At 36.6% G+C, this 17,895-nt stretch carries 20 protein-coding genes; 9 read left to right on the top strand and 11 right to left on the bottom strand.

Annotated elements, in window-relative coordinates:
* Nucleotides 1-43: 43 nt before the first annotated feature.
* From ntdP to mutY, 4 genes are all read right to left on the bottom strand, one after another.
* Nucleotides 44-589, bottom strand: a complete 546-nt coding sequence (ntdP, locus tag E2636_RS04045) for a nucleoside tri-diphosphate phosphatase (protein WP_017381152.1) — start codon at nt 587-589, stop codon at nt 44-46.
* 140 nt (nt 590-729) lie between these two features.
* Nucleotides 730-1,095 (bottom strand): gamma-type small acid-soluble spore protein, encoded by a 366-nt coding sequence (locus E2636_RS04040; protein WP_134209102.1) that lies wholly within the window; start codon nt 1,093-1,095, stop codon nt 730-732.
* 67 nt (nt 1,096-1,162) lie between these two features.
* Nucleotides 1,163-1,909, bottom strand: a complete 747-nt coding sequence (gene fabL / locus E2636_RS04035; protein WP_134209101.1) for an enoyl-[acyl-carrier-protein] reductase FabL — start codon at nt 1,907-1,909, stop codon at nt 1,163-1,165.
* Between the two features lies 1 nt (nt 1,910).
* Nucleotides 1,911-2,972 carry an A/G-specific adenine glycosylase gene (mutY, locus tag E2636_RS04030; RefSeq protein WP_134209100.1) on the bottom strand — a complete coding sequence of 354 codons (1,062 nt, stop codon included), beginning with the start codon at nt 2,970-2,972 and terminating at the stop codon, nt 1,911-1,913.
* A gap of 163 nt (nt 2,973-3,135) precedes the next feature.
* Here mutY and E2636_RS04025 point away from each other — a divergent pair, with 163 nt between their 5' ends.
* On the top strand, nt 3,136-4,116 hold the full coding sequence (locus tag E2636_RS04025; RefSeq protein WP_134209099.1) for a metal-dependent hydrolase: 981 nt from the start codon (nt 3,136-3,138) through the stop codon (nt 4,114-4,116).
* Between the two features lie 65 nt (nt 4,117-4,181).
* On the opposite strand, the gene E2636_RS04020 is transcribed toward E2636_RS04025, so the two are convergent.
* Genes E2636_RS04020 through recX form a run of 3 tightly spaced genes read right to left on the bottom strand, consistent with a single transcriptional unit; the run spans nt 4,182 to nt 5,587 of the window.
* Complete coding sequence (locus E2636_RS04020) at nt 4,182-4,451, bottom strand: YfhJ family protein (RefSeq protein WP_134209098.1); 270 nt, start codon at nt 4,449-4,451, stop codon at nt 4,182-4,184.
* Nucleotide 4,452: 1 nt separating this feature from the next.
* A complete protein-coding gene (locus E2636_RS04015) occupies nt 4,453-4,785 on the bottom strand; it encodes a YfhH family protein (protein ID WP_134209097.1) in 333 nt (110 codons plus the stop codon).
* Complete coding sequence (recX, locus tag E2636_RS04010) at nt 4,775-5,587, bottom strand: recombination regulator RecX (protein WP_134209096.1); 813 nt, start codon at nt 5,585-5,587, stop codon at nt 4,775-4,777. Before recX ends, E2636_RS04015 begins: the two co-directional genes overlap by 11 nt.
* A gap of 122 nt (nt 5,588-5,709) precedes the next feature.
* Here recX and E2636_RS04005 point away from each other — a divergent pair, with 122 nt between their 5' ends.
* From E2636_RS04005 to rlmD, 3 genes are read left to right on the top strand one after another with little or no spacing between them, the layout of a single operon-like run.
* Complete coding sequence (locus E2636_RS04005) at nt 5,710-6,609, top strand: TIGR01777 family oxidoreductase (protein ID WP_134209095.1); 900 nt, start codon at nt 5,710-5,712, stop codon at nt 6,607-6,609.
* A gap of 47 nt (nt 6,610-6,656) precedes the next feature.
* Nucleotides 6,657-7,460: a polysaccharide deacetylase family protein gene (locus tag E2636_RS04000; RefSeq protein WP_134209094.1), complete on the top strand. Its 804-nt coding sequence runs from the start codon at nt 6,657-6,659 to the stop codon at nt 7,458-7,460.
* Nucleotides 7,461-7,512: 52 nt separating this feature from the next.
* Nucleotides 7,513-8,892, top strand: a complete 1,380-nt coding sequence (gene rlmD / locus E2636_RS03995) for a 23S rRNA (uracil(1939)-C(5))-methyltransferase RlmD (RefSeq protein WP_134209093.1) — start codon at nt 7,513-7,515, stop codon at nt 8,890-8,892.
* Between the two features lie 241 nt (nt 8,893-9,133).
* Here the strand turns inward: rlmD and E2636_RS03990 are convergent, their stop codons facing one another.
* On the bottom strand, nt 9,134-10,312 hold the full coding sequence (locus tag E2636_RS03990) for an MFS transporter (protein WP_134209092.1): 1,179 nt from the start codon (nt 10,310-10,312) through the stop codon (nt 9,134-9,136).
* Nucleotides 10,313-10,395: 83 nt separating this feature from the next.
* On the opposite strand from E2636_RS03990, the gene E2636_RS03985 reads away from it, so the two are divergent.
* The 4 genes from E2636_RS03985 (at nt 10,396) to E2636_RS03970 (ending at nt 15,025) form a co-directional block, all read left to right on the top strand.
* The gene (locus E2636_RS03985; RefSeq protein ID WP_208324152.1) at nt 10,396-10,779 is read left to right on the top strand and encodes an OsmC family protein; all 384 of its coding nucleotides are present in this window, start codon (nt 10,396-10,398) and stop codon (nt 10,777-10,779) included.
* A gap of 339 nt (nt 10,780-11,118) precedes the next feature.
* The gene (locus E2636_RS03980; RefSeq protein ID WP_017381139.1) at nt 11,119-11,304 is read left to right on the top strand and encodes an SE1561 family protein; all 186 of its coding nucleotides are present in this window, start codon (nt 11,119-11,121) and stop codon (nt 11,302-11,304) included.
* A 123-nt stretch (nt 11,305-11,427) separates the two neighbouring features.
* Complete coding sequence (locus E2636_RS03975) at nt 11,428-12,969, top strand: fumarate hydratase (protein ID WP_134209091.1); 1,542 nt, start codon at nt 11,428-11,430, stop codon at nt 12,967-12,969.
* Between the two features lie 151 nt (nt 12,970-13,120).
* A complete protein-coding gene (locus E2636_RS03970) occupies nt 13,121-15,025 on the top strand; it encodes a heavy metal translocating P-type ATPase (RefSeq protein ID WP_134209090.1) in 1,905 nt (634 codons plus the stop codon).
* Nucleotides 15,026-15,038: 13 nt separating this feature from the next.
* Here the strand turns inward: E2636_RS03970 and E2636_RS03965 are convergent, their stop codons facing one another.
* Together E2636_RS03965 and E2636_RS03960 are read right to left on the bottom strand one after the other, a co-directional pair.
* Nucleotides 15,039-16,016, bottom strand: a complete 978-nt coding sequence (locus tag E2636_RS03965; protein ID WP_134211744.1) for a YihY/virulence factor BrkB family protein — start codon at nt 16,014-16,016, stop codon at nt 15,039-15,041.
* A gap of 16 nt (nt 16,017-16,032) precedes the next feature.
* On the bottom strand, nt 16,033-16,449 hold the full coding sequence (locus E2636_RS03960; RefSeq protein WP_134209089.1) for a YtxH domain-containing protein: 417 nt from the start codon (nt 16,447-16,449) through the stop codon (nt 16,033-16,035).
* 143 nt (nt 16,450-16,592) lie between these two features.
* On the opposite strand from E2636_RS03960, the gene E2636_RS03955 reads away from it, so the two are divergent.
* Nucleotides 16,593-16,814, top strand: a complete 222-nt coding sequence (locus E2636_RS03955; RefSeq protein WP_134209088.1) for a DUF1128 domain-containing protein — start codon at nt 16,593-16,595, stop codon at nt 16,812-16,814.
* Between the two features lie 24 nt (nt 16,815-16,838).
* Here E2636_RS03955 and E2636_RS03950 read toward each other — a convergent pair whose 3' ends face one another.
* On the bottom strand, nt 16,839-17,828 hold the full coding sequence (locus tag E2636_RS03950; RefSeq protein ID WP_134209087.1) for a class I SAM-dependent methyltransferase: 990 nt from the start codon (nt 17,826-17,828) through the stop codon (nt 16,839-16,841).
* Nucleotides 17,829-17,895 lie beyond the last annotated feature (67 nt).

Genomic DNA, 17,895 nt, shown 5'->3' with positions numbered 1-17,895 from the left:
TTCCTTTCCAAATGAAAAACCTGTTGGGGTTCAACAGGCATAATTACTCTCTTATTCGCAATTGCTTGTGAAATAGATAACGGTTTGTCCATACTTCTATAAAGTCTGTCGCAAATGGTCCTTTGCGTTGCTTAATCCAACCAATTAATTTTTCCACATTGCGATGTAAGATCATATCGATTTCATCAGGGTAATTCATTTCTTTTTTATGATCTTCAAATTCGTCTTCATCCAGAATCGTATAAGTCATATCAGGAAAGACTTTTACATCCAAATCGTAATCAATGTATTTTAATGATTGGGAATCGTAAATGAATGGGGAACTAATATTGCAGTAATAGTACACACCATCTTCACGCAACATACAAATGATATTGAACCAATGCTCCGCATGAAAATAACAAATTGATGGTTCTCGTGTCAACCACGTCCGTCCGTCAGATTCCGTAACAAGAGTTCTTTCGTTCGCACCAATGACAATATTTCTTGTCCCTTTCAGAACCATAGTTTCTTGCCAGACGCGGTGGATTTTGCCGTTATGTTTGTAGCTATGGATTTGAATCGTTTCTCCTTCTGTTGGTATTAACATGGATAAGCCACCTTTTCGTCAAAGCACAAATTATATATTTTTCTTGATTATGTTCTCATTATAACAACCACCACCCAAAAACTGCAAAAAAAATCAGCGAAGGCATAATGCCTTCGCTGATTTAGTACTGAATTAACGTATTATTTTGTTGAGTTTGTTGAACGGTTAGCTTGTGGTCCAGAAGCATTATTTTTCTTCTGAGCCGATTGTTGATTTTGTTTTTTCACTTCATTTACATCTGTAGCGAATTCACTACGATTATTTTGTGATGAAGTTTGTTGTGCATAGTTATTGCCTTGTTGCGCTGTTCCTTGTTGCGCTGATTGTTGATTTTGTTTAATTACTTCATTTACATTTGTTTCAGAAGCAAATTCACTTCGACTACCTTGTGAAGGCATTTGAGCATTGTTTCCTTGTGGCGTTGAAGCTTTTTGGCTAGATTTTTGATTTTGTTTTCTTACTTCATTTGCATTTGTTGGTTGGTTGCTGTCATTTCGATTTGCCATTAATTTTCACCTCCATACTAATTATTATGTGTAGGAAGATGAATTCTTATTCTCTATTTTTTTTTTTTTACAAAACAATTGAACGTCCACCATCAACAATAATTGTTTGTCCACGAATCATATCTGAACCATCAGAAATTAAAAACATAGTGGTTTTTACCATATCATCAATTTCAACCATTCGACCTGCTGGCGTATTTTTTCTTGCATCTTCTAATAATTCTTCACGATTTGGAAAATGTTTTAAAGCATCCGTATCAAGTGCTCCACCCGAAACAGTATTAACTGCTATGCCTTTTGTCGCGAGTTCAACAGCTAAATATCGTGTAATTGATTCGATTGCAGCTTTTGATACGCCAACCGTTGTATAGTTTTCTAAATAACGAATTGAGCCTAATGAACTGATACCAACAATTTTGCCGCCTTTATCCATTAATTTTGCCGCCTCTTGCGCACCAAATAACATAGCTTTAGCGTTTATGTTCATTGTCCAGTCCCAATGAGACTCTTCTAATTCCATTACAGGTCTAAGAACTCCTGATGCTGCGTTACTTACAAAAACATCCAAACGTCCAAATTCCTCACGAATTGTTTCAAACATTGCTTTTAATTTTTTAACGTCTCCTACATTCGCACGTATAAGGAGCGCCTTTTGACCAAGAGCTTCAATTTCTTTTACCGTATCAAGTGCAGCTGATTTGCTCCTTGCATAGTTAACAACAATATCATATCCATTTTTTGCAAGTTCAATCGCTATTGCTTTACCAAGTCCTCGGCTACTTCCCGTGACAAGTGCTACTTTGTTTTCTGTCATATTAATTTCCCCTTTCAATATATGCCTGCCAAATTTTCAACATAGGAACAGGCATTGGTACTTCTTTTATTTCTTCTATTGTTAACCATTTACATGTTTCAAGTAAACTATCTTCAGTTGAGTGTCCAACAAAACAATTCATTTCCCATGTTAAATGAGAAAAGACATGTTTAAAAGGTCCTAAATCAATTTCTTTTGTGAAATGTATGCCATACCTGATATCCAATAACGGGATAGTATCCGCTTCTTTTGTTGCTAGTTCAATCATTGGAAACTGATACATATTTGCTAATAAACCTGTTTCAGCTCTTTTTTCCATGAGAAATTGTTTCTTATCATTTTGGACAACATAGATATCATAATGCAATGCTTTTGTTTTTTTATTTTTTGTTTTTACTGGCAAGTTATTTTGTTCACCTACATAATAGGCTGTACAGTTATCACGCACTGGACATAATAAACATTTTGGGGATGTCGGTGTACAAATAACAGCACCTAATTCCATTAAACCTTGATTAAAAGATGAAGGGTCTTGTGAATCGATTATTTCAGTAACAGCCACTTCAAAGATTTTTCTGGTTTTTGGCTTGGCAATATCTTCTTTTATGAGCAGAACGCGTGATAATACACGCATTACATTTCCATCAACAGCATGTTCTGGCTTTCCATAAGCTATACTTAGAATAGCACCTGCTGTATAGGGTCCCACTCCTTTTAATGATGAAATCTCATTTCTGGTTGTTGGCACAATACTATTATAAGTCTCAACTACTTCTCGCACGCCAGCCTGCAAATTTCTTGCACGTGAGTAATAGCCAAGTCCTTCCCACTGTTTCAATAGTTTTTCTTCATTGGCGTTTGCTAAGTCTTCCATTGTAGGAAAGATGTCAATAAAACGATTATAATAGGGAATAACTGTATCTACCCTCGTTTGCTGAAGCATGATTTCAGATACCCATATTTTATATGGATCATTTGTCTCTCTCCATGGAAGATTGCGCTTTTCTTCTAAGTACCAATCAATTAAGGACTTTCTAAAGGTAATTTTATTAAATTCATTCATAATTTGCACCTACATTCCATTGATTACATGCTAACCAAATTGGGTATACCAAATTGGAGAGTACAATCAATAATAAAAAGTCTTGCTCATTGTTATTTTACTAAAATTATCTTATGATGAACAAAATTATTCGGATTGTCTCCGTTCAAAGGAGTTGAAACAGTTGGATACTGGTACTCATATCGTTATGGGAATTGCTTTAGGTGGACTTGCTATGATTGACCCAGTCGTTGCCACTCATCCAGTGACTGCAACTGCTGTTGTAGCAGGAGCTATCGTCGGATCACTAGCCCCTGACGTAGATACAGTATTAAAATTACGCAATAATGCTGTATATATTCGTCATCATCGAGGCATAACGCATTCAATTCCCGCTGTTTTATTATGGCCAATAGCTATCACAGGAGTCATTCATTTTATAGTACCAGAAGCTAATCTTCTGCATTTATGGCTATGGACTTTTCTAGCTGTTTTTTTACACGTATTTGTCGACATCTTCAACTCATATGGAACTCAAGCACTTCGCCCCTTTTCTTCTAAGTGGGTAGCGCTTGGTGTTATTAATACATTTGACCCAATTATTTTCTTATTACACGTAGTAGCTTTAATGTTTTGGGCATTTGGAGCAAATCCAGTATTCACAATTTTGTTATTATATGGAATAGTTTTTTTGTATTACTTGCTCAGGTTCTCTGTACAACATGCAGTCAAACATGCAGTTAGAAATACCCTTCCAAGTGCCGAAGAAATCATAATCGCCCCAACAATTCGATTTTTCCAATGGCGAATTGCCGCAATTTCAAAAACTCATCACTATGTAGGTAGAGCTTATGGACGGTCTATCAATATTTATGATAAATTTGATCGTAAGCCAATTCCAGATTCACCACTTGTTAAAGCTGCATTACAAGATAAAAATTTACAGGCTTTCATTTCATTCTCTCCGATTTATCGTTGGGAGATTGCACAGCATGAGCATATTCATGAAGTACGCTTAATCGATTTACGCTACCGTAGTAACGATTATTATCCATTCGTTGCAGTTGTCCACTTAAATGAAGACTTGGAAATACTTAATTCGTACACAGGCTGGATATTTAGTGAAGACAAACTTCGTAAAAAATTAGACTTTATGTCTAACTAGAAAAGCGAAGCAAGTCCATTTTATGAAAATAAAAAGTACACGACTCTACACGTCGTGTACTTTTCTTACTGTATAAGACCGTCTTCTATATTAAGTAAATGAGCATATTTTGGGTTATTTCCTGCAAACTCATGTATGCGATCCCCATAACTATTGATCCACTGACGAATGACTTTTTCTGTTACATCAGAACCTTTGTAATCATACCCTGCTTTCGCATAGGATGATTCAAAATCTGACCATAATAATTCAATCCACACACGGGCCTTAGATACAGTAAGCTCCTCGTTTTTTGTAGCAAGTTCTTGTACTAATTGTTCGATTCTTTGTTGCATTTTATTTACCCTCCTTCAATGATTTCAACATGGATATCGGCAAAGCTTCAATAAATTTTTCACCACCCATACGATAGCCCCATGCAAATTTTCCTTTTAAGTAATCAACTTGAAAAAAGATTCCTGGGTCCCCTTCTATACGGTAAATTTCTCCTGGGATAAACTGTGAAGAATCTATTAAATAAGCTTGTGCCATAATGGCTTTTCGCTCTAATACTGCATATTCATTAACATAGCCAAGTTGGCTAGCTTTCCGAGCTTTTTCAAGCAAATTGGCTATCGTTTGTCGTAACTCTGATTCATTCATTTGACTATATTTTTTTTCAATCTCCATCTTCTTCTAACTCCTTTTTTTCAATAAACATTTCAATTTGTTCAGAAGGAAATCCTTTTTGATACAGGGCTTGTTTGACTCTATTTTTCCGATCATATCCTGTGTATTTTATAGATACTTTGCGCCAAATTTTGTCTCCTTGATCGGCAATCATTTCTTCCCACTCGTCTTGCTCTGTTTCAAATTCAATTTCCTCAATTACTTTGCTTATAGTGGCATACGAGTAGCCTTTACGCAACAGGGTATCTTGAATTTTTTGTTTCACTTGTCTTGGGGTTTTAGAAGATTGTTGATTTGCAATTTTTTCTGCCAATCCTTGTGCAATTTGAGTTTGGTCTTCTTCAGTATACGTTTTCAGCACTTCCTCTTGTAGGGATTTTTCGATTCCTTTTTTCTTTAGTTCCTGTTGAATAACACGTGGTCCCTTTTTACTCGTCTTCTTTTGCGTCTCGAGAAATGCTTTTGAAAAAGCTTCATCATTTAAAAATCCTAAGTTATGTAATTTTTGAATGGCTTCTAGAACGACCGCTTCACCGTATTCTAAATCAAGCAGTTTCTTCTTCACTTCATATTCGCTTCGCATTCGAAATGCTAAAAAGTGCAGCGCTTTGTTAAATGCTTTACGGATTTCATCATCAAAAACAATTTCATCGCGTTCCCAGTCTTCTAAAATTTTATTCTTAGTTAGTTGGTATTTTACGATTAACGATTCATCCACTGCAAATGCATATGCTTCCTCTATATAAATGTTATAGCGTTCTGTATTATTTTTTTGACGCGTTATTTTCGTGATAATTGCCACGTATTTCACCCCATGTTCTTTACATAAACAGTATACACATTATTAAGGACACATTCATTAGAGTACACTTAATCAAGAACGGGTATTATACAATTAACAAGTGAATTTGAGGAGGAATAAAAATGAAGGTTGCGATTACGGGCGGAAGTGGATTTGTCGGACAAGAGATCACAAAGCAATTAGCAGATAAAGGACATGAAGTATATATATTGTCTCGTTCTGATAAACCATCGAATGATATAGTACATATGGTTAAATGGCTTGGAGATGATGCCAAACCTGAAGAACAACTTGAAAATATAGATGCATGGATTAATTTAGCTGGTTCTTCAATAAATGAGGGACGCTGGACTGAAGAACAAAAACAAAAAATTTATGACAGTCGTATGAAAGCAACAGATGAAGTACTTCGCATAATTGGAGCAGTAACAAAGAAACCATCTGTTCTAATAAATGCAAGTGCAATTGGTATTTATCCAACTTCGGAACAAGCAACTTATACAGAACACTCTTCTTCGCGGGGGGAAGATTTTCTTGCGAAAACTGTTGAGGATTGGGAAAAAAAAGCCTTAGAGGCTGAACAATTCGGAACTAGAGTTGCGTGTGGACGCTTTGGAATCATTCTTGGCAAAGTACAAGGCGCTCTTCCTCAAATGGCTTTGCCATACAAAATGGGAGTTGGTGGAAAAGTAGGTTCAGGAAATCAATGGGTATCCTGGGTTCATGTATCAGACGTTGCCAAGTCCATTCTGTACGCAATTGAACATGACGATTTTAATGGTCCTTTTAACGTAACTGCCCCCGACTCCAAACAAATGCATGATTTCGGTAAAATCTTAGGTGAAGTTTTACATCGCCCTCATTGGATGCCCGTTCCCGCTTTTGCTCTAAAACTTGTACTTGGAGAAAAGAGTCAATTAGTTTTAAAAGGACAGCGTGTGTTACCTGAGAAGTTATTACTACATGGATTTAAGTTCACTTATCCAGATTTACGAGATGCACTCAAAAATATTTATGCATAAGATGTTTAAGAAAACGCAACCTATCATAAAAGAAAGGTTGCGTTTTTATGTGGATAAAACATACTTTAGGAATTGTTGCTTCATGTACGATATTAACCTTAGGCATTTTACTAAACCCATTCCAAGTAGGCGCAGAGTCACTGCATTGGGGGTTTAAAAAAGGGGCTCAAGAAAAACAAGCTCAAGCTGGCGGGACATTTGACGAACTATTAAAAAAATACGGTGCTTTTTACAAAGGTTCTCCGGATGAAAAAATCTTATACCTCACTTTTGATAATGGCTATGAAAATGGACATACCTCCCCCATATTGGATACATTGAAAAAAGAGAAAGTACCTGGTACTTTTTTTCTCACAGGTCATTATGTTGAAAGTGCGACGGATTTAGTAAATCGCATGATTAAAGAAGGTCATGAAATCGGTAATCATTCATACGGGCATCCGAATATGGCCAATTTGTCAGAAGCTCGTATGAAAGAAGAGTGGCAAAAATTTGATCAGCTATTGGCTGAAAAAACAGATTTAACGAAAACTCGTTTTGTACGTCCCCCCGAAGGAGTTTTCAGTGAGAATTTACTTGCCTATGGCAATGAACTCGGGTATCGTCATATGTTTTGGTCGGTAGCGTTTGTAGATTGGTACGCAGATCGACCACAAGGAAAAGCATATGCTTACAATCATTTAATGAATCAAATCCATCCAGGTGCTATCATTTTGATGCACACAGTTTCACCTGATAATGCAGCTGCTTTACCTGATTTTATCCGAGATGCTAAAGCGAAAGGATATACTTTTTCATCTCTAGACTCATTAGTTAATGGAACAAGTGATATTCCGTTGTCTTTCCATTAACTCGTCTGTCCTATATACTATAGTCACCAGTAGTAAAGGACGTGTATACACTTTGTCACAACAAACAATTATTGAAGTAGGCCAAAAATTTCCACTTACAATCAAGAGACTTGGTATTAACGGAGAAGGCATTGGGTTTTTCAAGCGCAATGTCGTCTTTGTTAAAGGTGCACTTCCAGGAGAAGAAGTAACCGCTCAAGTCGAAGTCGTTAAATCTAATTTCTCTGAAGCAAAAATTCTTCAAATTCGTAAAGCTTCCCCTCATCGACAAGAGGCACCTTGTCCTGTTTATGAAGAATGTGGAGGCTGCCAATTACAGCATATGACCTATGAACAACAGTTAGTTGAAAAGCGTGATATGATTGTGCAATCACTTGAACGCTATTTAAAAGACATTGCAACAAACATCGATGTTCGTCCAACAATAGGCATGGACAACCCATGGCAGTATCGCAATAAAAGCCAGTTCCAAGTTCGCAAGGTTGCCGACAAAGTACATGCCGGTTTATTTGCAGAAGGCACACACCAATTATTAAATATAGATGAGTGTATCGTACAACACCCGAACACAACACGCATTACGAATGCCGTGAAACGCATTCTTGAAAAGCTAAAAATCCCGATTTATGATGAAGAAACGAATAATGGTTTAGTGAAAACAATCGTTGTCCGAACTGGTATCCAAACTGGGGAAATCCAGCTTGTACTCGTCACTACACTTGCCGAAATGCCGAAACGTCAGCAACTCATTGATAAACTAATTGCCATTGATCCAGCTGTTGTATCGATTGTTCAAAATGTTAATTCGAAGCAAACTTCTTTAATCTTCGGAGAGCGTACAATTGTGCTTCATGGCAAAAAAACGTTGCACGAAGAATTAGGGGAATTTTCTTTTGATTTATCAGCTCGTGCCTTTTTCCAACTAAATCCTACTCAAACTGTTCGATTATATAACGAAATCAAGTCTGCTGCTGCATTAACTGGACAAGAAACAGTTGTCGATGCTTATTGTGGTGTGGGTACGATTGGTCTTTGGTTAGCTAAGGACGCGAAGGAAATTCGCGGTATGGATATCGTTGGGGATAGTATTTTTGATGCTAAGAAGAATGCAGAAAATCACGGTTTTACACACACTACTTACGAAACAGGAACTGCTGAAGAATGGCTTGCAACATGGAGCCGTGAAGGTTTTGTGCCAGATGTATTAACAGTAGATCCGCCACGAACTGGTTTAGCAGATAGTTTGTTAAAAACAATATTAAATGTACGACCAAAACGCTTTGTCTACACATCATGTAATCCATCGACATTAGCAAAAGATTTAAGTCAATTGCGCAAAGTGTACGACATTCAATATATTCAACCAGTTGATATGTTCCCTCAAACTGCACAAATTGAAAGTGTCACTCTTTTGGTACGAAAAACACTTTAAATACAGTCACGAATTCCCTGAGCATGTTCATTTGAGCATGCTTTTTCTTTTTATGATATTTTGAATTGTCAATGAAGTGAAAGGGTCGAGGACAAAGTACAAACAGAGAAAATCGTCGAGCTAAACAAAGCTACTCCAATCTCAAACGTGTATCTTGAAAAAAATTATACTTCCTTATATCTTATATAAAGCGATTAGCTTTCCATAAACGCTTAAATAAAACAGCAAGTACCCTCGATTGTCACGTCGATTGTACTTGCTGTTTTTTGGGCTTTATCAAACTCAATAAACTCAACGTCAACAAAAATAACGACACAAGCCACAAAAAGCTAAAGCCCTCAAAAAATTGTAAAAAGACTCCGCCCATAAATGGTCCAGTTAAACTGCCAATACTAAAGAAAATCCCACATAACAAATTTCCTGTTGGTAATAATGCTTTTGGGGTCAAATCAGTCATATACGATATACCAAGAGAGAACGTTGAACCCACAAACAAACCCGCTAAAAGAAATGCAAAAACAAGTGTCAAAAAATTATTTTCAAGAAGTGCTGCGATACTAAACGAAAAAGCACCACCAAACAGCGCAAACAGTACCACTTTTCTTCTTCCAATTCGATCACTTAAAGCACCCAAAGGTAACTGCGATAGTATCCCACCCGTTGAAAATGCCGCTAATACAATAGATACCATCGACAAATCAAAATCATTTCGAAGTGCATAGACTGGGAAAATGGCATGTAAACTAGACTCCAAAAAACCGTAACTAAACGGTGGAATAAATGCTACCCACGCAAATCCAATGGTTGCACCAAAACGTGCCCACGTCCCTCGCATCGTCGATGTATCATGCATATGCCCTGGGAAATCATTATCAATAAAAAACACAAGTGACCATGCAGCTAGACATAAAATACCGGATACAATAAAGGGTAACCCTTCATAAATAGATACGAGCGGCAAAAATAACGGTCCAGCTGCAAATCCAATGCCAAAAGATAGTCCGTACAAAGCAATATTACGTCCTAGGCGTTCGTGTGGGGAAAAACTTGTAATCCATGTTTGTGTTGAAAAATGAAGTGCATGGTCTCCTATTCCGATAAATAACCGTAAAATAAACCAAAAAACAACGCTTTTCCATAATGGAAATAATAACAATGAAACAAAAACTAACAAGCCTCCGAAAATGATGATGGGTTTATAACCATACCTTCGGAGAGGCTGTTCCATAAAGGGCGATATGAGAAGCGTACCTATGTATAACCCGGTTGCATTCAAACCGTTTAAAGATGAAGAAAGTCCATCTTGTTCGAAAATAACAGAAATAAGTGGTAACAACATTCCCTGCGAAAAACCCGAGATGGAAACGATTGCAACTAAAATCCAAAATCTTCTTTTCTCTAAGGCTGTAAATTGATTCATGGTGGTCCTCCTATATACAAGTTGAAATCATGTTCATTTCAACAAAGTTTCGGTACAATTCTACCATAAAGGAGGGATTCAAGTTGAAATATATAATGACTGAAAATGGTTTTGAAACAGCTTTGGAATTCGGAACGCTAACGATTTCTGGTGACGAAACGAAAGGATATAGACCTTATCAACTATTAGTTTCGTCTCTAGTCGGTTGTAGTGGAGGTGTACTTCGAAAAGTTTGTGAGAAAATGCGTATGCCAATTGAGGAAATGGAGATTAATGTATTAGAAGTGATACGAAATCCTGAGGAAGCAAGTCGACTCGAAAAAGTACATATTCATTTTAAGCTTAAAGGTACTAATCTCGATACTACTAAACTACAAAAAGCAATGATGCTAACAAAAAAAAATTGTTCAATGGTGCGCTCTGTTGATCAATCTATGGTAGTTATCGAAACATTTGAACTTATTTAGACAATGTCAAAGGCTCAGTCTATGATCTGCGAACAGATGATTGGCTGAGCCTTTTAAATGTTACTAATATCCAATTGAGTTTCCATAAATCGAATTCACGGCTAAATTTACGTGCCGGTGAAATGTTCGAACCCCCTCCTTCTAACTAAATAATTGATTGGTTTCGACTATTCACTACGGCCTCCCCTCTCTTGTTGAAGTAAGTTTACTTTAACATGTAATTAGAATTTTGTAAACATTCTAAATAAATTTAATATTAAATTATTTCTTTAGTCCTACTCACGGTTGAAAATTAATGGCAGATTTGCTACGATATAAGTGTAAAGAGAGGTGTTTCACATGGGCAATGCTATTTCAAATAAAGAACAACAAGTAACATACTTAAAAGAACGTCTTCACATTTTCTTAGAAGTATTAGATTCAATTGAACCAGAAACGACTGAACTTGAAGATATTGATCGGATGATTGCTATGATGGATGATTTAGAACTGAAGATGGAACAATTTAAAAAATTATCTGAATGAACAATAAGAGAGTGCCAATTGGCACTCTCTTTTCTTTGAAATCCATTCCATTTTTTAAATTCAAAAGAGTATAATGATAAGTAGAAACATAACTAAGCAATATAAGAAAGGGGTTTTACGTACATGTATTTGGAAACATTGGAAAAAAGCATATATGAATTAATTACAGAAACATCTACGAACTTACCAAAAGATGTGCGTCGTGCAGTAAGTAAAGCAAAAGCTGCCGAAAATGCTGGAACTCGTGCTTCGATGAGTTTAGACACCATCACAAATAATATTCAAATGGCTGATGATAAGGTATCACCTATCTGTCAAGATACCGGTATGCCCACTTTTAAAATTAAAACACCAATTGGAGTTAACCAATTAGAAATTAAAGCTGCAATCAAACGTGCGATTGTATCTGCTACAAAAAATGCCAAACTTCGTCCAAACGCAGTGGATTCACTAACAGGCGAAAATAGTGGAGACAACTTAGGCGAAGGTGTTCCTGTTGTAAAGTTTGAACAATGGGAAAATGATTACATAGAGATGAAGCTTATTCTAAAAGGTGGGGGTTGTGAAAACAAAAATATTCAATACAGTCTCCCTACTGAACTCGAAGGTATCGGTCGTGCTGGTCGTGACCTAGATGGCATTAGAAAATGTATTCTTCACTCAGTCTATCAAGCACAAGGTCAAGGCTGTTCAGCTGGATTCATTGGTGTAGGAATCGGCGGCGATCGCGCTTCAGGATATGATTTAGCGAAAGAACAATTATTCCGTTCCGTTGATGATGTTAATTCAAATTCACAACTTGCTGAACTTGAAGAATATACTGTCGAAAAAGCGAATACATTGGGAATAGGCACAATGGGATTTGGCGGAGAAGCTACTTTACTAGGTTGTAAGATTGGTGTCATGCACCGAATACCTGCTAGTTTCTTTGTGTCTGTTGCATACAACTGTTGGGCATATCGTCGATTAGCGATCAACATTAATCCTACAACTGGTCAAATTAACGAATGGCAATTCCAAGAAGGCGAAAAAGTTGAGTTTAAGGACGAAGATAAAGTTGACCCAACTGAAGAAATAGCTACTAATTTTGTCGAACTTCGTGCGCCTGTTAGTGAGGAAGCAATTCGTAAACTAAAAGTTGGCGATGTAGTAAAAATTAGTGGGATGATGTACACGGGGCGTGATGCAATTCACAAATACTTATCTGATCACGATGCACCACTAGACTTAAATGGTCAAATCATTTATCACTGTGGCCCTGTCGTATTAAAAGACAAAGAAGGTAATTGGCAAATTAAAGCGGCAGGCCCGACCACTTCCATTCGAGAAGAGCCTTACCAAGGAGACATCATGAAAAAATTTGGTATTCGTGCAGTTATGGGTAAGGGGGGTATGGGTCCGAAAACGCTAGCTGCGCTTAGTGAACACGGTGGCGTATACTTAAATGCAATTGGTGGAGCTGCTCAATACTATGCTAACTGTATTACGGGTGTTGAAGGCGTTGACTTAATGCAATTTGGCCTTCCTGAAGCAATGTGGCATTTGCGCGTAGAAGACTTTACAGCAGTAGTCACAATGGATTCACACGGGAATAGTTTGCATGCAGATGTAGATAAATCTTCTCTCGAAAAATTAGCTCTATACAGTGAACGTGTATATAAATAATTTATTGAATTGATTTATGTAAATTCACTATGTTATAATGATTATAAATTAATAATAATTCTAATAAATGCTGGTATTCCCTATGGGAGTGCCAGCTTTTCGTACATTAATAGGCATATGATATTGAATATCATTATCAGGAGGAATGAAAATGGAAGGTATTAAGCAACAAGATTCACCATCAATTCTCAGTCGTTTAAAACCACATATTGAATTGATTGCAGCTCTCTTCTCTGGGGTCTTAATTCTTTTTGCTTGGTTTTTTGGCATAGGTGAAGAAAGTTCCCTTTCCATTACTTTATATTTAGCCGCCTTTCTAATAGGTGGATTTGCGCAAGCCAAAGAAGGAATTTTAAATACCATTCATCGAAGAGAGCTAAATGTAGAGTTACTCATGATTTTTGCTGCAATAGGTTCATCCGTAATTGGCTATTGGGCTGAAGGCGCCATCCTTATTTTTATTTTTTCTTTGAGTGGTGCACTTGAAACTTACACGATGAACAAAAGCAAAAAAGAATTGTCCAGTTTGATGAATTTGCAACCGGAAGAAGCATGGCTACTTGATGCTAATGGACAATCAAATCGCGTCTTGGTTAATACCCTAGAAATAGGTAATCGTTTACTTGTCAAACCAGGCGATCGTATACCAGTTGATGGTGTGATTGTTACCGGTAGTACTTCTATTGATGAAGCAGCCATAAGTGGTGAATCTATACCCGTTTCAAAACACGCAGGTGATGAATTGTTTGCGGGAACTGTGAATTTAAACGGTGTTTTAACAATCGAAATGACGAAATCAAGTAGTGAATCGTTAGTTCAAAAAATTATTGAACTTGTTCAATCAGCTCAAAGTGAAAAATCCCCTTCACAACAATTTATTGAACGGTTTGAAGGTAAATATGTAAAAATTGTTCTTATTACTGTTGGTTTGATGATGTTCCTCCCTCACTATATATTTGATTGGGATTGGACTACCACATTCTATCGCGCAATGGTCTTACTTGTTGTTGCATCCCCTTGTGCACTAGTTGCTTCAATTATGCCCGCTACGCTAGCTGCCATTTCAAACGGAGCGAAAAATGGATTGTTATTTAAAGGTGGAGTCCACCTAGAAAACATTGGTAATATGAAAGCAATTGCGCTTGATAAGACTGGAACGCTCACACAAGGAAAGCCACTCGTAACAGATTTTATCGTTCGGGATGGATTAGATGAACAGGCTGTTTTAACGAGTTTAGCGAGTATTGAATCACAATCCACACATCCATTGGCTCAAGCCATAACTTCATTTGCTATCACAAAAGGTGTAAAAACTTTCCCTATTACAAAAATGGAAGATATACCAGGCTGGGGAATTAAGGCGGATATCGATTTGAAAGAATGGAAAGTAGGTAAGCCTCGTTTTGTAGGCTATGATGAGGCAATGTCCTTTAGTAATGATGTAGCTCTTCATCTAGAAAACGAAGGAAAAACAGTCATTTTCGCAGCTGACCAAGATGGAATTATTGCAGTATTAGCTCTTAAAGACACAGTTCGACCTGAATCTAAAGAAGCCATTTCATTATTACGAAAAGCAGGTATTTACACAATTATGTTAACTGGCGATAATGAACGAACAGCTAAAGTAATTGCAGAAGAAGCAGGCGTTGATCACTATATTGCCGAATGTTTACCAGAAACAAAAGTCACACATATGAAAGATCTTCTAGCGAAATATGGAAACGTTGGGATGGTTGGGGATGGTATTAATGATGCACCAGCTTTAGCCACCGCTACTCTAGGTATAGCCATGGGTCAAGGCACAGACGTTGCACTAGAGACTGCAGATGTTGTACTTATGAAAGATGATTTATCTCGCATTACGTATGCGATTCATTTGTCTCGGAAGATGAATCGTGTCGTAAAACAAAATGTCATTTTCTCCATCTCGATTATTGTACTTTTGATTTTTAGTAATTTCTTTCAAATTATTAATTTACCACTTGGCGTGATCGGGCATGAAGGCAGTACCATTCTCGTTATCTTAAATGGGCTACGCTTACTTAAAATTAAATAAAAAGCAGGAGCGTCTATACGACAGCTCCTGCTTTTTTCATATCTAATTTTTCTTTACGTTCTTGCATAACAGCATTAATTTGCCCACCGACCATTAAAATGGTACCTGAGAAATATAGCCACATCATTAGTACGATAATTCCACCAATACTCCCGTATGTAGCAGAGTAATTAGCAAAACTACTAACATAAAATGAGAATGCTAGAGATACGAGAATCCACCCTAACGTAGCAAAGATGGCACCTGGTATTACACTTTTCAAATACAACTTTCTATTTGGTGCAATCCAGTATAACAACATGAAGACAACAAAAATCATTACTGGTGGAATCGTCCATCTAATACTATTCCAGACAGTCAAGAAACTTTGTTCGTATCCTAAATATGAGAATAAAAATATGCCAATTTGTTCTCCAAATACCGGCAATACTAGAGCAATTACAAACAGTGTAATGAGTAAAAGTGTAAAAATAACTGAAATACTTCTAGCTATAATGAAAGGTCTTGTTTCTTCAAGGCTATATGAGCGATTAAGTGATTTAATCAAAGCATTCATACCATTTGATGCAGTCCAAATAGTTGCAAGTATTCCTACAGATAATAGTCCACCATTTCGATTGGTAAGAACTTCATTTACTGTGCCATAGATGAGTTTATAAACTTCGTCTGGTGCATATGTACGCAAAATGCTAAAGAGTTGATCTTCTTGCAAATTTAAATAAGGAAGCAATGTCACCATAAAAATTAATAATGGAAATAATGATAGCAAAAAAAAGAAAGCAAGCTGTGCGCCTAGAGCAGTAACATCCAAATATTTAATCCTCGCTAATAATTCTTGAAAAAAACCTTTTGATGATGTGACATCAAAAGGTTCGTCCGGACCTTTATCTTTCTTTTTAAATTGCATTAACTTTATCTTATTTAAGAAATTATATGAGGAACGGGACTGTTTACTGCCCTTAGGTTGAATTGGTTGATTTTCGTTCGCCATGTAATCAATTCCTTTCTTAAGAGAACGAGCTTCCTTTCTCTTCATAAACTTCCTCAGGTAATACTGGCATTTTGAACTGATCTTCTTCGCTCTTTACAATCGTTTTGTATTCTTCTTTGGAATGAACGAATGCATCCTTTGTATCAGTGACCAGTGTTTTCACTTGTGGAGTTAATGTTTTTAATTCATCTACTTTATCCGATAAATATTGTGCATCTTGAGAAAACTGGTTATATACAGTATGGATTTGATCTGCTTTTTCTTGTAATTTCATTTTCAAGTCTTCACGATTTTTCGAATAATACTTAACATCAGAGGAAACCGTTCTTAACTTATATTTAACATCTTCACGTGTTATACGATCTAATAAACTTAATCCAGCACCTGCAATTGCACCTATTACAATTCCTTTTACAAATTTACTTTCTTTCATTAATAAAACCTCCTAAGGTTAAAAGTCAATGTGCTTTAATATACCCAATTATATATGTATTAAAACAAAATGCTACTTGGATTTGACAATTTTTCTGTAGCATGAAATGATAAACTAATACCGTTTGAAAGGCGGGAATCCAAATGAACTTAACTCAACCATCGCAAGAGAATGTTGAATACATGATTGAACAGATAAAAGACAAACTTCGTATGGTCAATGTAGATGCTATGAGATCCGAAAATTTTGATGAATCTCAATATGAAGACTTACACTATTTGTACAACATGGTTAAAAACCGGACAACGTTCAGTCCGAGTGAAATGCAAGCTATCGCTTCAGAACTTGGATCACTCCGTAAATAATTGTGCAAACGAAAACCTCTAGTTTTATATAGAGGTTTTTTTGTATTGTATAACGTACCAACTTCCTTCACGAATGATAGTTTGTATACTTATCGAGGTTAAGTTTGCACCGATTCCCCATTGCTCTAAGTGCTCTTTTTCAGGTAAGGAATACAAGTTTTCAAATGAATGAAAGAAGCTATTAAATGCAGCAACAAATGGTGGACTTTCTTCCCCACCAGAAATAGGTGTAACAACTGATAAAACGCCACCTTCACATAACCAGTCACTTAAGCGCAAAAATAATTCTTGCCGCTTTTCGGGAGGAACATAGTGAATGATATTGTTCAATAATATTAAATCGTATAAAGTCTCCGGATCATATTCCCATAAATTAGCTTGATCAATTGATACATTATCTAGTGATTGGGTTAATTTCATGGCCGTTTTAGCAACTGAATCACTAATCTCTATACCTTTGAACTTAGAATCAGGGAAACGTTCAGCAAGCCGTTTAATATAACCTCCCTCTCCACAACCAATGTCAAGAACTAACTGCTTAGTATTTCCTTTTAATAATTTTGAAATTTTTGGCAAAGCAATTACTTCTAAAAATCGACTTGTTTGAGCTACCGTATCAGCATGTTTATCCGCATCAAAGTGATTGCGAGTTTTATTTCGCATCATATCTGGATAAGCTAGTAAACTAGGAATATGTAATTCCATCATTTCTTTTAATATGACACCTGAAGACGATTCATCTTTAGGCCGTGGTAACTTCCACATGGCTCCCGTTTTATATCGATTGCGGCTCATGGGTTTTAAATGACCAATCGACACTCCAACACTCATCCATTGATTAAGTAATATTTCATCTATTTGATAGGCATCCGCCACGTCGGCAACGGTTACGCCACGCTCAAACGCTTTAAATAAATTTAGTTCATACCCAACGTATGCATGCCAGGAATATAAAAACGGAACATTTCGTTTCATCCACATACGCGCTTTAAACATTTTCATTATATCAACCATTGCCTATCCCTCCCATTTACTTATTGTTATTTAAATACACGTTTATTTTGAGATATAAACCTATCAA

Origin of the sequence: Paenisporosarcina antarctica (assembly GCF_004367585.1) — a bacterium.
In the GTDB taxonomy this organism is placed as follows: Bacteria; Bacillota; Bacilli; order Bacillales_A; family Planococcaceae; genus Paenisporosarcina; species Paenisporosarcina antarctica.
This window is presented reverse-complemented; position numbering and strand designations above follow the sequence as displayed.

Excerpts from the sequence above, each read along its gene's own strand:
- E2636_RS03960 (WP_134209089.1), bottom strand. The coding sequence starts at position 16,449 with ATGAAAGAAAGTAAATTTGTAAAAGGAATTGTAATAGGTGCAATTGCA.
- E2636_RS03955 (WP_134209088.1), top strand. The coding sequence starts at position 16,593 with ATGAACTTAACTCAACCATCGCAAGAGAATGTTGAATACATGATTGAA.
- E2636_RS03970 (WP_134209090.1), top strand. The coding sequence starts at position 13,121 with ATGGAAGGTATTAAGCAACAAGATTCACCATCAATTCTCAGTCGTTTA.
- E2636_RS04020 (WP_134209098.1), bottom strand. The coding sequence starts at position 4,451 with ATGCAACAAAGAATCGAACAATTAGTACAAGAACTTGCTACAAAAAAC.
- E2636_RS04015 (WP_134209097.1), bottom strand. The coding sequence starts at position 4,785 with ATGGAGATTGAAAAAAAATATAGTCAAATGAATGAATCAGAGTTACGA.
- mutY (WP_134209100.1), bottom strand. The coding sequence starts at position 2,972 with ATGAATGAATTTAATAAAATTACCTTTAGAAAGTCCTTAATTGATTGG.
- E2636_RS03975 (WP_134209091.1), top strand. The coding sequence starts at position 11,428 with ATGTATTTGGAAACATTGGAAAAAAGCATATATGAATTAATTACAGAA.
- E2636_RS03990 (WP_134209092.1), bottom strand. The coding sequence starts at position 10,312 with ATGAATCAATTTACAGCCTTAGAGAAAAGAAGATTTTGGATTTTAGTT.
- E2636_RS03965 (WP_134211744.1), bottom strand. The coding sequence starts at position 16,016 with ATGGCGAACGAAAATCAACCAATTCAACCTAAGGGCAGTAAACAGTCC.
- E2636_RS04005 (WP_134209095.1), top strand. The coding sequence starts at position 5,710 with ATGAAGGTTGCGATTACGGGCGGAAGTGGATTTGTCGGACAAGAGATC.
- E2636_RS03950 (WP_134209087.1), bottom strand. The coding sequence starts at position 17,828 with ATGGTTGATATAATGAAAATGTTTAAAGCGCGTATGTGGATGAAACGA.
- E2636_RS03980 (WP_017381139.1), top strand. The coding sequence starts at position 11,119 with ATGGGCAATGCTATTTCAAATAAAGAACAACAAGTAACATACTTAAAA.
- E2636_RS04000 (WP_134209094.1), top strand. The coding sequence starts at position 6,657 with ATGTGGATAAAACATACTTTAGGAATTGTTGCTTCATGTACGATATTA.
- ntdP (WP_017381152.1), bottom strand. The coding sequence starts at position 589 with ATGTTAATACCAACAGAAGGAGAAACGATTCAAATCCATAGCTACAAA.
- fabL (WP_134209101.1), bottom strand. The coding sequence starts at position 1,909 with ATGACAGAAAACAAAGTAGCACTTGTCACGGGAAGTAGCCGAGGACTT.
- E2636_RS04040 (WP_134209102.1), bottom strand. The coding sequence starts at position 1,095 with ATGGCAAATCGAAATGACAGCAACCAACCAACAAATGCAAATGAAGTA.